This is a genomic window from Microbacterium sp. NPDC008134 (assembly GCF_042957055.1).
In the GTDB taxonomy this organism is placed as follows: Bacteria; Actinomycetota; Actinomycetes; order Actinomycetales; family Microbacteriaceae; genus Microbacterium.
The window spans coordinates 1-12,996 of record NZ_JBIBHO010000002.1; the positions used below are offsets into that span (position 1 = coordinate 1).

The 12,996-nt window shown below is 70.9% G+C and carries 16 protein-coding genes; 6 read left to right on the top strand and 10 right to left on the bottom strand.

Annotated elements, in window-relative coordinates:
* Positions 1-594: 594 nt before the first annotated feature.
* The gene (locus tag ACFY9N_RS10455; RefSeq protein WP_391478484.1) at positions 595-1,080 is read right to left on the bottom strand and encodes a YfbM family protein; all 486 of its coding nucleotides are present in this window, start codon (positions 1,078-1,080) and stop codon (positions 595-597) included.
* Between the two features lie 395 nt (positions 1,081-1,475).
* Here ACFY9N_RS10455 and ACFY9N_RS10460 point away from each other — a divergent pair, with 395 nt between their 5' ends.
* The gene (locus ACFY9N_RS10460) at positions 1,476-2,576 is read left to right on the top strand and encodes an alcohol dehydrogenase catalytic domain-containing protein (protein WP_391478485.1); all 1,101 of its coding nucleotides are present in this window, start codon (positions 1,476-1,478) and stop codon (positions 2,574-2,576) included.
* Here ACFY9N_RS10460 and ACFY9N_RS10465 read toward each other — a convergent pair.
* Positions 2,562-3,110, bottom strand: coding sequence for an FHA domain-containing protein (locus ACFY9N_RS10465; protein ID WP_391478486.1), 549 nt, complete (start codon positions 3,108-3,110; stop codon positions 2,562-2,564). The two genes, ACFY9N_RS10460 and ACFY9N_RS10465, sit on opposite strands and share 15 nt — an antisense overlap.
* Before the next feature lie 238 nt (positions 3,111-3,348).
* On the opposite strand from ACFY9N_RS10465, the gene ACFY9N_RS10470 reads away from it, so the two are divergent.
* From ACFY9N_RS10470 to ACFY9N_RS10480, 3 genes are all read left to right on the top strand, one after another.
* Entirely contained in the window at positions 3,349-3,696 is a 348-nt protein-coding gene (locus tag ACFY9N_RS10470) for an ATP-dependent DNA ligase (protein ID WP_391478487.1), read from the top strand.
* 111 nt (positions 3,697-3,807) lie between these two features.
* Positions 3,808-4,692, top strand: coding sequence for an SDR family oxidoreductase (locus tag ACFY9N_RS10475; RefSeq protein ID WP_391478488.1), 885 nt, complete (start codon positions 3,808-3,810; stop codon positions 4,690-4,692).
* A gap of 57 nt (positions 4,693-4,749) precedes the next feature.
* A complete protein-coding gene (locus ACFY9N_RS10480; protein ID WP_391478489.1) occupies positions 4,750-5,691 on the top strand; it encodes a DMT family transporter in 942 nt (313 codons plus the stop codon).
* On the opposite strand, the gene ACFY9N_RS10485 is transcribed toward ACFY9N_RS10480, so the two are convergent.
* Both ACFY9N_RS10485 and ACFY9N_RS10490 read right to left on the bottom strand, forming a co-directional pair.
* Positions 5,663-6,472 carry a YidC/Oxa1 family membrane protein insertase gene (locus tag ACFY9N_RS10485; RefSeq protein WP_391478490.1) on the bottom strand — a complete coding sequence of 270 codons (810 nt, stop codon included), beginning with the start codon at positions 6,470-6,472 and terminating at the stop codon, positions 5,663-5,665. The genes ACFY9N_RS10480 and ACFY9N_RS10485 overlap by 29 nt on opposite strands.
* A 72-nt stretch (positions 6,473-6,544) precedes the next feature.
* Positions 6,545-6,817 (bottom strand): DUF6412 domain-containing protein, encoded by a 273-nt coding sequence (locus ACFY9N_RS10490; RefSeq protein ID WP_391478491.1) that lies wholly within the window; start codon positions 6,815-6,817, stop codon positions 6,545-6,547.
* 65 nt (positions 6,818-6,882) lie between these two features.
* Between ACFY9N_RS10490 and ACFY9N_RS10495 the strand changes: the two genes are divergently transcribed.
* Entirely contained in the window at positions 6,883-7,950 is a 1,068-nt protein-coding gene (locus tag ACFY9N_RS10495; RefSeq protein WP_391478492.1) for an NAD(P)H-dependent flavin oxidoreductase, read from the top strand.
* 6 nt (positions 7,951-7,956) lie between these two features.
* On the opposite strand, the gene purU is transcribed toward ACFY9N_RS10495, so the two are convergent.
* Entirely contained in the window at positions 7,957-8,808 is an 852-nt protein-coding gene (gene purU / locus ACFY9N_RS10500) for a formyltetrahydrofolate deformylase (protein ID WP_391478493.1), read from the bottom strand.
* A gap of 94 nt (positions 8,809-8,902) precedes the next feature.
* Here purU and ACFY9N_RS10505 point away from each other — a divergent pair, with 94 nt between their 5' ends.
* Positions 8,903-9,370 (top strand): glutaminase, encoded by a 468-nt coding sequence (locus tag ACFY9N_RS10505; RefSeq protein WP_391478494.1) that lies wholly within the window; start codon positions 8,903-8,905, stop codon positions 9,368-9,370.
* 24 nt (positions 9,371-9,394) lie between these two features.
* Here ACFY9N_RS10505 and ACFY9N_RS10510 read toward each other — a convergent pair whose 3' ends face one another.
* The 5 genes from ACFY9N_RS10510 to ACFY9N_RS10530 form a co-directional block, all read right to left on the bottom strand.
* Entirely contained in the window at positions 9,395-10,111 is a 717-nt protein-coding gene (locus ACFY9N_RS10510; RefSeq protein ID WP_391478495.1) for a GMP synthase, read from the bottom strand.
* A 9-nt stretch (positions 10,112-10,120) separates the two neighbouring features.
* Positions 10,121-10,864, bottom strand: a complete 744-nt coding sequence (locus ACFY9N_RS10515; RefSeq protein ID WP_391478496.1) for a LysR substrate-binding domain-containing protein — start codon at positions 10,862-10,864, stop codon at positions 10,121-10,123.
* 47 nt (positions 10,865-10,911) lie between these two features.
* Entirely contained in the window at positions 10,912-11,319 is a 408-nt protein-coding gene (locus ACFY9N_RS10520; RefSeq protein ID WP_247625234.1) for a DapH/DapD/GlmU-related protein, read from the bottom strand.
* Between the two features lie 106 nt (positions 11,320-11,425).
* The gene (locus tag ACFY9N_RS10525) at positions 11,426-12,199 is read right to left on the bottom strand and encodes a DNA-formamidopyrimidine glycosylase family protein (RefSeq protein ID WP_391478497.1); all 774 of its coding nucleotides are present in this window, start codon (positions 12,197-12,199) and stop codon (positions 11,426-11,428) included.
* Positions 12,199-12,981, bottom strand: coding sequence for an EI24 domain-containing protein (locus ACFY9N_RS10530; protein WP_391478498.1), 783 nt, complete (start codon positions 12,979-12,981; stop codon positions 12,199-12,201). The genes ACFY9N_RS10525 and ACFY9N_RS10530 overlap by 1 nt, the downstream gene beginning before the upstream one ends.
* Between the last annotated feature and the right edge of the window lie 15 nt (positions 12,982-12,996).

Genomic DNA, 12,996 nt, shown 5'->3' on the forward strand with positions numbered 1-12,996 from the left:
GTGGGACCCCCACCAACGCTGGAGAACACCCCAACCCACCACACGACCCACCACACCATCGAAGAGGCACCGGGTACGCACGAGCACCAGCACCACCGCCGCCGCCACTATCAGTGCCAGCAAACCTCCCGCCCATCGGCCGATCCACGCATGACGGTGCGCGACCGCTGTATGACCGCGACGACCGCTGTACGACCGCTTACGACCGCGACGACCGCTGCACGCGACCACGCGACCACGACGACCGCTGCACGACCACGCGACCGCGACGACCGTTGCACGACCGCGCGATCGCCGCGCATGGCGACCCCCGCGGCCGCTGTGCAAACGGTGGCGGCCGCTGTGCAACGGTGGCGGCCGCTGCGCAGGCGTGGCGTCCGCTGCGCAGGCGCGGCGACCGTTTTGATCGCTCGACCACATGTTCCCGACTGCCCGCACGCATTCAGCTCGGGCGAGCCCCGATGTTCGACGTGTCCCGATGTTCGACGTGTCCCGATGTTCGACGAACCCCGGTACCCGAGTGAGCCCCGGCGCCCGAGTGAGCCCGCTGCTCGGGTGGTGTTCTGCGACCCCGATGCCCCGCGACCCCGGTCCTCAGTAGATGCTGATCACCAGGTGGTGCTCGGCATCCGCGGCCTGCTGGTGAACCCGCCGCAGTTCGGCGAAAGCATTCGTCAGCTCGGCCCGGAGCTGCGTGGGATCGTCCGTCCAGATGTTCGGGTAGACGCGCGCCGCGGTGAACGCGGCGAAGTCGACCTGCGCGAGCGCCCCGTCGAGATCGACCGCATCGAGTGCTGCGATGATCGGCTCGAGCTCGTCGGTCTCGGTGCAGCCGACGAAGTCCTCGCCGCCGAACGCGTGCACGCCCACGACGGCTTCGCTCAGAGGGTCATCCTCCCGCGGAGCCGAGGCCGACACCCCCGTGAGCAGGAAGTGCAGGCCGTCCCACATCTTGTCGACATAGACCGTCGGCGCTCCCGCTGCTTCGAGCTCTTCGAGCGTCGACAGCAGGACCTCGGGCGACAGCGACACCAACCGATCGAGCGTCCCCTCATCGATCAGCGTGTATGCAGCCCTCATGCCCATCCGAACCCTCCCCGTTCGTCGCGGTACCGCTCCCAGCCTAGGGGTCGGCCGGGCGCCGCCGAGCCATGCGTCGACGCGGGAACGCATGCGAGGAACGGATGCGAAGAACGGATGCCGGAACCGACCCCGGGCCGACGCAGAACAGACGCAGGGCTGACCCAGGACCGATGCAAAACAGACGCAGGGCTGACCCAGGACCGGCGCAGAACCGACGCAGAACCGACGCAGAACAGACGCCGGACCGACGCAGGACCCGACGCAGCAACCGCTGCCACGCACGGATGCGAGGTGAACACCCGTTGAACTCTCGTGGGTCCGCTCGTTCCGCCCGATCTCGTGCTGAAAGAGTCGGGGCACGAGCACGCGCAGTGAGCACGGGGGAGAGCCACATGGGAACGATGCTGACCCGCCCACCCGGGCACCGGCGTGACGTGACCCTGCGCCCCGCGGCGACCGCGATGGTGTTCATCGGCGAGGGGCAACCGCACGAGACGATCGCTGTGCCGGGCGTCGCGCTCGCCGACGGCGACGTGCTGGTCGCGGTCGAGCTGTCGACGATCTGCGACTCCGACGTCCACACCGCGCAGGCGCATCGCCCCGCGCCGGTGCCGCTCGTCCTCGGTCACGAGAGCGTCGGTCGCGTCATCGCGCTCGGCGATGCCGGGGCGACGGCGACCGATGGCGTACCGCTGCGGATCGGCGACCGCGTCGTGTGGTCGATCACGGTGTCGTGCCGCAGCTGCGACCGATGCCTGTGCGGAATGCCGCAGAAGTGCCGCACGCTCGGCACCTACGGGCGCGATCGCATCGGTGTGCACGGTGAACTGACCGGCGCCTTCGGGAGTCACGTGCAGTTGCGCGAGGGGACGACGATCGTACGGGTGCCCGAGACGCTCCCGGCATCCGTCCTCGCCCCGGCGTCGTGCGCGACCGCCACCGCGTGGGCAGCCGTGGCCCGCGCTCGGCGCCACCGCGATCTGGAAGGGGCGCAGGTGCGCATCCACGGCGCCGGTCTCGTAGGCCTGTCGGCCGCGGCGATCGCCGCGGAGCACGGCGCCCAGGTCGAAGTTCTCGATCCCGACGATGCGCGTCGCGCCCGCTCCCAGGAGTTCGGCGCCGTAGCGACCGCGGATGCTCTCGGTGCCGAACCCGACATCGTGATCGAGTCATCCGGCCATGCGGTCGCCGCGGCTCTCGACGGAGTGGCCGTCGGCGGCATCGTCGTGCTCGTAGGCAGTGTCTTCCCCGCAGACCGGGTGCCGCTCGATGCCGAGAGCATCGTGCGCCGGCTGGTCACGATCGCCGGTGTGCACAACTCCACGGGGGCCGAGCTCGCCGAGGCGGTCGCGTTCCTCGCGGGGCGGGGGCGCGCCTACCCGTTCGCGGATGCTGTCGGCGCGGTGCGGCCTCTCGCCGCGATCGACGAGGCGCTCGCCGAGGCATCCGCCCCGGGCGCGCCCCTGCGCATGGGGCTGCTACCGGGTCGCTGAGTCCGGGCCTGGCGTCCCGGGAGCGGGCCCGTCGGGGGCCGCCGCGTCATCGGGGCCCGCGGCCGCCCCGTCGTGGGCGTAATCCGGCCGCGGCGCCTGCAAGGGCTGGTCGTCGTACTCGCCGCCCTTGCGCCCGCCGAAGGGGCGGCCGTGGTCGGCGAACTCCTCGCGGTGGTAGACGAAGGTCCACGGGCCGGCGGTGAACCGAGCTCCCGTGCGGAGGGTTTCGGTGTTCGGCGCGGAGTGGGTGCCGTCGGCGCTGTCGCTCGCATTGCGCTCGCCCTCGCCGTGGAGCTCGAGCACGTACTCGTCGCGCTCGTCGTGGGTGATCGTGGCGTGCACGGGATCGGTGTCGGCGAGGCGCAGCTCGTTGCCCGCCGCCGAGCCGATGCGCACGACGTCTACGTCGAGGAGGAACTCGGTGCGCTCGTCATCGCGTGAGACGCGTAGCTTCGGCTCGCCTGCCCCCCACTCGGCGTGGGTCGTGGTCGGGGTGTAGCCCTCGGTTCCTGAAGCAGTACCCGGATCGGTCATCGGTCATCGCCTCCTCGGCAGGTCGGATCTCGACTCTACGGTCGGGGCGATACCCGCCGGAGGGGCTTGACTTCACCCGCGCGGGGTGTCAGTGGATCGTGTTGCGTGAGATGTCCTCCCGTGTGCGCGTGTCGTCATTCCGGTCCATCCCCTCAGCATCGAGGGCATACGCTTACTCTCATGGGGTGATCCCGCCGGCCGGGTCGGAGAACCGAAGCATCGCACCGAGGAGCACCTGATGGGAAAGTTCGTCTACGAAGGCGGCGTCAAGACCGAGATCGAGGACAGGGCGCTCACGCACCTGCAGCTCGTCATCACCGCCAAGTTGCGCCGCGGTGAGCCGTTCCCGTTCAGCTGGCGCGAGGACGCCAGCGTCGGCGGCGGACGCACGACCGTCTGGATCCAGCCCGCGAGTTCGCTGGTCTTCAAGTACTTCGGCAGTCGCCAGCCCTCGATCAACCGTGCGTGGATCGAAGCGCTCGCCTTCACCGCCAACGCGCCGAGCGGTCTGTACCTCGTGCCCGAACCCGCCGAGAACGGCGAGGCTCCGTCGACGACCGAGATCCCGGCAGCACCGCACAACTGATCGCACCCGAACCCGCGCATCCGCCTGTCAACCCCCTGGAACCGGGCGGGCCGCGACGGAATCGTCGGTACCTCCAGAACGAGACCGACGATACGGAACGCAGGTGACGAGATGACCGACCCGACGACCGACCCCCGGCACGCGCATCGCGAGGAGGGCTTCCCGGCCCAACAGCAAGACCAGCCGGGCCTCACAGCACTCACGATGCCCACCCCCGATCACGGGGAGTCGAGCTACGTCGGCCACGGCCGTCTCGACGGCCGCCGGGCGCTCATCACCGGCGGCGACTCCGGTATCGGCCGGGCGGCCGCCATCGCGTTCGCGCGAGAGGGCGCGGACGTCGCGATCGCGCATCAGCCGGAGGAACAGGCGGATGCCGACGACACGCTCCGCCTGATCCGCGAAGCGGGGCGCACGGGCGTCAGTCTCGCCGGCGATCTGCGCGACGATGCCTTCGCGACCGAGATCGTGTCGCAGACGCGAGCGGCGCTCGGCGGACTCGACGTGCTGGTGCTCAACGCCTCGTACCAGCACGACATCGAGGACTTCGCGTCTCTCGATCCGGACCGCATGCGGCGGGTGTTCGAGACGAACATCGAGTCGACGGTACTCACCGCTCGCGCCGCCTTCCCGGACCTCGAGCCCGGAGCGAGCATCATCGTCACCGCCTCGGTGCAGGCATACAACCCCTCGCCCGGACTCATCGACTATGCGATGACGAAGGCCGCGCAGGTCGCGTTCGTGCAGGCGCTCGCCGAGGAGGCGGGGCCCCGCGGCATCCGCGTGAACGCCGTCGCGCCCGGACCGATCTGGACGCCGCTGATCCCCGCCACCGGCTGGGACGAGGAGCGCCTCGCGACCTTCGGGCGGGACACCCCGCTCGGTCGCGCGGGCCAACCCGCGGAGCTCGCGGGTGCCTACGTCTACCTCGCTTCGTCGGAGTCGTCGTACACCTCGGGCATCGTGCTGCCGGTCACCGGGGGCAAGCACCTCTGAGTTCGCTCGCACCCCCGACGGAGACGGAGCAGGGACCCGCGGAGCTACGCTGGAGGAGTGCAGAAATCCGCGTCGTCCCGGACTCTGACGGGCGTCGCCCTCGTCATCGGGTCCTGCCTGTCGTTGCCCTTCGGGGCGGCCGTCGCGGCGCAGCTCTTCCCGGTCCTCGGCCCGTGGGGCGTGACCTCGCTCCGCGTGGCGATCGCCGCCCTGCTGCTGCTCGTCATCGTCCGCCCGCGCCCCCGGCGCTGGACACGGCAGCAGTGGACGGCGGCGCTGCTGTTCGGGCTCTCGCTCGCCGCGATGAACGGCTTCTTCTACGCCGCGATCGACCGCATCCCGCTGGGGCCGGCGGTCGCGATCGAGTTCCTGGGACCCCTCGTGCTCGCCGCGGTGCTCACGCGCAGACTCCCGGATGCCGTGTGGGTCGGTGTGGCCGTGATCGGCATGGGGCTGCTGTTCATCGACGGGATCGTCGGCGCCGAACCGCTCGATCCGCTCGGCGTGGTGTTCATCCTCATCGCCGCCGGGTTCTGGGCCATGTACATCCGCACCAGTGCCAAGGTCGGGGCACTGATCCCCGGCAGCGGCGGACTCGCGATGGGACTCGTGGTCGCCGCCGTGCTGCTGCTTCCCGTCGGCATCCCGACCGCGACCGTGATCGCCGCCGACCCGCAGCTCCTGCTGCTGGCGGGGATCACCGCGGTGCTCTCCTCGGTGATCCCCTACAGCTTCGAGCTCGCCGCGCTCCGGCGCCTGCCGCAGCGGGTGTTCGGAGTGCTGCTGAGTCTGGAGCCCGCGTTCGCGACGCTCGCGGGCTGGCTCATCCTCGGTCAGGATGCCTCGCCGTTGCGCCTTCTGGCGATCGCGCTCGTGGTCGCCGCGAGCATCGGTACAACACTCGGCATCCGTCGCGCCAGGCAGCGTGCGCAGGACGCAGACCCACGAAGCGACCCGGATACCGGCGTCTTCACCGCGCCGATACCGCTGCCCGACTGACTCCCGTCGTGGAGCCCTGCGCGCCGGTCGCCGGCAGCGGGTAGCGGCGACGCAGCAGCATCCGCTGGACCAGCGTCCACACGACCGTGACGGTCAGGTAGAGCGCGGCGGCGAGCGGCACGAACAGCGCGAACACGGCCGTCAAATAGTGAAGCGAGCCGAACACGCGCTGCATCGCCGGCGAGTTCATCGCGGCGCCCATCGACGAGTCCGCTTCGATAGGCGCGGGCCGGAACACCCGGCGTGTGACCTCCGCGGTCGCGACGATCACGAGCAGCAGTGCCCCGAACACGAGGAACGTCGCCGGCGTTGCGGTGCCCCCGAACACGGCGGAGACGAGGCTCGTGCCCAGCGGCGCACCGAACAGGTCGTGGGTGAGCAGGTCGTTCGGATGCCCGGCGATCTCCGGGCGGATGAACAGCGTGTACAGGATGCCGACGACCGGCGCCTGCGCGAGCACCGGGAGCATGCCCGCGAACGGAGAGGTCTTCTCGTCGCGATACAGCGCGAGCATCTCCTTCTGGAGCCGCTCGGGGTTCTTCTTGTGGCGGCGCTGCAGTTCGCGCAGCTTCGGCGCGAGGCGTGCACGCGTCTGCTCGGCCTTGGCGGTCGAGAAGCCGACCGGGATGAGCAGCGAGCGCACGAGCAGGGTGACGAGGACGACCGCCAGGGCGGCGGCGGATGCCCCGGCGAGGGGTTCGAGCAGGGTGGAGAGCCCGGCGAGCGCGCCGTAGGCGGCGTCGAGGAGGGCGGCGAGGGGCGGGAAGGCGAAGAGATCCATCGGAGTGTCCGTTCGAGAGGTCGGGAGGGGTCGGCGAAGCCGCGCGGTCCCGTCCCGTTCTCGGGCGGAGGACTACGCGGAGATCGCGACTCCCGGCGCTCGCGGGCGCGGGTGACCGGCCGCATCGGGATCGCTCTGTGCGAGCAGCGCGGACGCATCGATGGCGCGCCACGGATGCGGGGAGCGCGTGTCGACGGTCGTTCGGATGCTCAGCGCGACGGCCAGTACGAGGGCGGTCACGGCGATGAGGGCGATGGCCACACCGAGGGCAGCGGCATCCGACACCACGACGAGACCGAGGGTCGCGAGCAGCGCGCTCAGCATCCGTTCGATCCACTCACCCATGTTGCGAGGGTAGCACCGGGAACGGGGGAGGGCCCGGGAAGGGAGGGCGGGAATAGGCTCGGAGCATGAGTGATCTGCGTGGTCGTGGTCCACAGAGCCTTCGTGAGCTCGTCGGTGTCGAGCATCCGATCGTGCAGGGGCCGTTCGGCGGGCTGTCGTCGGTCGCGCTCGCGGCAGCGGTGAGCGAGGCGGGGGGACTCGGGTCGTTCGGCCTCTACGGCTACGACGGGGATCGCATCGGTGCGGTCGGCGCCGAGCTGCGCGCGGCGACGACGCGGCCGTTCGCACTCAACGTCTGGCTGCCGACCGGCGACGAGGTCGAGCCGAACGCGCAGCACATGATCTTCGCCCAGGCGCTGCAGCCCTTCTACGATGCGGTGGGCATCGAGACCCCGGCCCGGCCCGAGCGGTACCTCGCCCCGCTCGATGAGCAACTCGACGCGATCTGGGAGGTCGCGCCCGCCGTGCTCAGCGTGGTGTTCGGGGTGCCGAGCGCCGCGGTGATCGACGAGGCGCATCGCCGCGGCATCCGCGTCGTCGGAACGGCCACGACCGTCGCCGAGGCCGTGGCGCTCGAGGCGGGCGGCGTCGATGCGATCGTCGCGACCGGCATGGAGGCGGCCGGCCACCGGGTATCGTTCCTGCCGCCCGCCGAGGATTCTCTCGTGGGAACGTTCGCACTCGTGCCGCAGGTGGTCGACGCCGTCTCGGTTCCTGTGATCGCCGCGGGCGGCGTCGCGGATCGCCGCGGGGTGGCGGCGGCGTTCGCGCTGGGAGCGAGCGGCGTGCAGGTGGGCACCGCGTTCCTCGCCACCGACGAATCGGCCGTCACCGATGCGCACCGGACGGCGATCCACGCGACGACCGCCGACGAGACGGTGCTCACCCGCGCGATGAGTGGACGATTGGCCCGCGGCGCGCGGAACCGCGCCGTCCGTGCGATCGAGGCGAGCGGTACCATCGCGCCGTTCCCCATGCAGAACTGGCTGACCGGGAAGTTCCGTACTGCGGCGGGGGAGCAGGGTTTCGGCGAACTGCAGTCTCTGTGGATGGGGCAGGCCGCGCCGCTCGTGCGCCTCGACACCGCGGGCGAGGTGTTCGCCGAGCTCCGGGCGGGACTGCCGCGGGTGTGAGAATCCCTAGAGGATGACCGTCGAGCGGCCGTGCACGATCACGCGGTCCTCGGCGTGCCACTGCACCGCGCGAGCGAGCACGAGGCGCTCGACCTCGGCGCCGCGGCTCTGCAGGTCGGCGGCGGACTCGCCGTGCGTCACGCGCGTGACGTCCTGCTCGATGATCGGTCCCTCGTCGAGGTCGGCCGTGGCGTAGTGCGCCGTGGCACCGATCAGCTTCACGCCGCGATCCTTCGCCCGGGCGTAGGGGTTCGCGCCGATGAACGCCGGCAGGAACGAGTGGTGGATGTTGATGACCGGGGCGCCGACGCGCTCGATGAAGTCGTCGGTGAGGATCTGCATGTAACGCGCGAGCACCACCAGATCGACATTGCCCTGCAGTAGCTCGAGCTGGCGGGACTCCATCGCAGCCTTGTCGCCCGAGGGGATGTGCACGAAGGGAACGCCGAACGATCGCACCGACTCCGCGAGGTCGGGGTGGTTCGAGATGACCATCGTGATGTCGATGTCGAGCTGGCCGCGCTGCGTACGCCAGAGCAGCTCCATGAGGCAGTGGTCGTACTTCGACACGAAGATCGCCACGCGCTTGCGACGGGAGACGTCGTGCAGCGACCACTCCATCGCGAAGCGCTCCGCGACCTGCGCGATGCTCGCCTCGAGCGCCGGGCGCGCCGCCGCGAGGCCGGGCAGGTGGATCACGGTGCGCTGGAAGAAGCGTCCGCCCTCGGAGTCCGTCGAATGCTGATCGAGCGAGATGATGTTCGCTCCGTGCTCGGCCAGCACGTTCGCGACGGCCGCGACGATGCCGGGCTGGTCGTCGCAGGCGATCAGAAGGCGAGCGGTATCGGGCTGTGACATGGAGTCTCCTCGGGGTGTGCATCGATTCTGCCGTGCGAGCGGCCCTCCCGGCGAATCGCGCCCGTCACGTGCCGCCGCTCGCTAGCCTGGAGGGATGCATCCGACCGCTTCCGACCTGCTGACCCGCGCGGTCGCCGACCTCTCGGGCGCCCCGAAGGAGGGCCTAGGCGAGGAACGCGACTCCCGCTGGCGCGGCAAGCGGATCGTGCGCGTCGGCGAGGCCTGGCACCTCGGCGTGCTGCTGCTCACCGACACGCATGCGCTCGCGACCGCCGAAGTGCTGCGCGCCGCCGACCCCGGCCGCCGCGGATACACGGCCGAGTCCGCCCGCGCGCGGGCGGAGCGCCGCGCCGAAGCCCTCAAGGGCGGCTTCGACGAGGGCGAGGTCGTGCATGTCGGGTGGAGCGTGATCGACGTCGACGGTGTGGATGCCGGGGGCTCATCCGGCCCGCTGTCGCTGATCGACGGCATCCCCTCGGTGCGGTGGAGCGCCGCCGGGGGATTCATGCCCCTGGAGACGTACCTGCACGAACGCGTCGAGCTCCTGCGCGCGACGGACTGATCGGCGGCATCGACCGCGAGACGGTCAGGCGAACGTCTCGGCGAACCGGCGCAGCAGCGCCGCTCCCTCGGTGACGGATGCCGACAGCACCTGCCCCTGCACGAGATCGAACTCCGCCGGGTCGAAGTACCCGGTCGTGCGGTAGAACGTCATGCGGTCGGCGAAGTCGCGCGGCGTGGGCTCCGGGTGGAACTGCGCGGCGTACAGGTGCGTGCCCACGCGGTACGCCTGCACCGGACAGGCATCATTCGTCGCGAGCAGCTCGGCTCCCGCGGGGACGGCGGCGGCACTCTCCTTGTGCGCCGTGAAGACGGTGAGCGCCGGAGCGCTCGGACCGAACACGGGGTCTGTGGCGCCGGCATCCGTCGTGCGGATCACGGTCGCGCTCGCCGACTCCGGCGTCGAGGTGACGACCTCGCCCCCGAGCAGACGGGTGACGACGCCGATGCTGAAGCAGGTGAAGAACACGGCGACCTCGGCGGCGATCGCGCGGTGCGCGATGCGCTCGAGGTCGGCCTCGACCCGCAGCTGCACGGCGGACTTCTCGGCGTCGGAGACGTTGAACGGGGAGCCGCCGACGACGATCCCCCGGTACCCCTGCAGGCGCTTCTCGTCGAGGGGCTCATCGAGCAGGTCGATGCGATCCACCACGTCGACGCCGAGCGCTCGCCGGAACGAGGCGTGCTCGGCATCCGCGGCGCCGATCTCGGGGCGCACGCAGACGTAGAGAAGCGAGGACATCAGAAGATTCTAACGAGCGCGGGACGACTGGGCCGTGCGCCCGCGGACGATGCCGACGAACGTCTCGACGTCGGGCGTCGTGCGCTCGCGCGGCCAGGCGAGGGCGACCGTCGAGGTCGGGCCGTCGACGAGCGGGCGGTAGTCGACGTCCTTGCGGTGGTGCAGTCGGGCGAGCGACATCGGCACGACGACGACGCCGGTGCCGGTCGCGGCCGTGGCGACGGCGTCGGCGGTGGACATCGGCGCGAAGCGCGGCGCGACCGTGCCCGGCGCGTCGATCGCGGGCAGGGTCTCGTCCGTCAGCGCGATGAGTACTTCGCCGGTGAGATCGTCGAGGCGCAGTTCGTCCGCGGCGAGCAGGTGCGAGTCGATCGGCGCCACGACCACGGGGATCTCGTCGTACAGCGCGATCACGTGCAGCGCGTCGACGGTCCGTTCGTCGAGCGGCAGGCGCACGAGGGCGGCGTCAACGGCGTCGATCGCGGCATCTTGATCGGCCACCTCGACGGAGACGACCTCGAGGCCGACGTGCGGCATCCGCTTCTTCCAGATGTCGATCCATTTGCCGGGCGTCGCACCGGGCACGACGCCGAGGCGGAACGTGCGCGGTTCCTCCGGAACGGATGCCGGGGCGTCGAAGACGACCTTCTGCGGCTGCTTCTTCTGCTTCGGCTGTCCGGGGAGGCGCTTCTGCTGCGGCGGCTTCGTCGTCTTGTGCGGGCGCCGTTGCGGTCGCCGTCCCTGAGTCGCCATGCGATCAAGGGTATCCGGCGCGGGTTCTCCCCGGTGGCGAGAGCCTCTCAGGCGGCGAGCCAGAGCCCCTTGCGGTTGGTCGCGACCGTGAGGCCGGCGGCGACCGTCTCGTCGTCGCCGATGCGTGCGCCGCGCACGATGCGCGCGCCGGCGCCGATCTCGGTGCGGACGCCGATGTGCGCGCCATCACCGACGGCCGCGCCCTCTCCGATGTGCGCGTGCGCCTCGATGTGCGCTCCGTCGCCGATCACGGCATCCGGTTCGATCCACGCGCCGCGCGCGATGGTGGCTCCGGCGCCGATGCGTGCGCCGGGTTCGATGTACGCGCCGGCCTCGATGTGCGCCTTCGGGTGCACCTTCGCGCCGTGCGCGACGAGTCCGCGGCCGTTGGCGTGCTTGCGGTAGCGCAGCGTGTCGCCTCGGTCGTTCTCGATGTCGACGTAGTTCTTGCCCACGATTCCTCCCGTGTACCGGGGATCTCCCCAGTGATAGGAATAACCACGCACCTACGGGATTCATTCCCCGGTATGGAGATCCCGGAGGGCGTGCCCCGTCGATGTGTCAGCGCTGGCAGGAGGGGCACCAGAACGTGATGCGCTCGCGGGTCGGGTCGGCGCCCTGGGAGCCCTCGCGGATCGGTGTTCCGCACCGTCGGCACGGGCGCCCGGCGCGACCGTAGACCCAGGAGCCCTGGCCCGGGCGGTCGATGCCGGTGAACGTGCGGTTGCGACGGTCGCGATTCGCGCGAATGGTGCGCACGCCGAGATCGATCAGCGCGGCGACGTCGACCTCGGCCGTCGGCGTGGTCGGCAGCGTGCCCCGCAGGAACAGGAGTTCGGCGGCGTAATGGTTGCCGAAACCCGCCACGTTGCGCTGGTCGAGGAGCGCGACGTGGATGCTGCGAGTGTCGGACGAGAGACGGCGCACGGCCTCGACCCGATCCCAGTCGCTTGCGAGCGGGTCGGGGCCGAGGTAGCCGACGAGCTCTTCTTCGTCACGCGTGGGCACCAGCTCGATCTCGGCGATGTCGACGCCGACGGCCTCGCGCTCGGCGGTGCCGACGATCGCCCGCACCTTGAAGGCCGGATGCCGCCACTTCTCGCCCGGTCGATAGACGAACCACGCGCCGTCCATGCGCAGATGGGAATGCAGGGTGCTGTCACCGATGCGCAGCAGCAGGTGTTTGCCGCGGGGCGCCGCCCCGTGCACCGTCTGGCCGGTCAGGTCGGCGGTCGCGAAGCGCGGGACCCGCAGGTCGAACCGGGTCACGGTGCCGCCGGCCAGTGCCTCGTCGAGGCGCCGCGCCGTACGGAAGACGGTGTCGCCCTCGGGCATCAGCGCGGCCCCGGGCGCACGGACACGGCCCTGCTGCGTTCCTGCATGCTGCGGCTGCGTTCCTGCATGCTGCGGCCGAGCATCGTCGATCCGGCGACCGCGGCGGGCATCACCGCGACGGCGCCACCGGGCACGAGGAAGCAGAGCTGGGTGGCGATGCCGAACCCGAGAACGCGCGCGCGGCTTCCCGCGAACAGCGCGGCACGGTCGGCGGGGGAGAGGTCTCGGGCGTCGAACGCGCGCCCGGTGAGCTCGCGGGCGAGGAGGCGACCCGACAGGATCACACCCAGCACGGGGCCGACGAAACCGCCCACGAGCGGCAGGAATCCGGCGAGGAGCACGACGATGGCGATGAGCACACCCAGCACGACGAGGCGCAGGCCTTCGGCGATGGTGGTCCAGAAGCTGCCGCCGTCGGCGGGCGGAGGGTCGCCGAGGTCGACCTCGACCGCCTGCCAGATGCGCTGATAGAACGGGTCGCCGATCGTGAGGGTCAGGGCCGTGAACACCGCGCTCGCGAGGAAGATCGCCGCGGCGACGATCACGAACCCGACCGCGGTGCGGAACAGCGAACGCCAGGGCTCCACCCATCCGTCGGCGAACGGCGTGGCCCAGGCCGTGATCGATCCCATGCCCAGCACGAGCGGGAGGATCGCGGCGACGAGCAGCACGAGCGCGATGACCGCCGGTACGAGTCCCAGCGCCATGAGGCCGGGACGGGTGCGCCACACCGAGAACCCGCGCAGCAGAAGGCCGACACCGGTACTGAACTCTCGGATCATGACTCTCACAGTAAA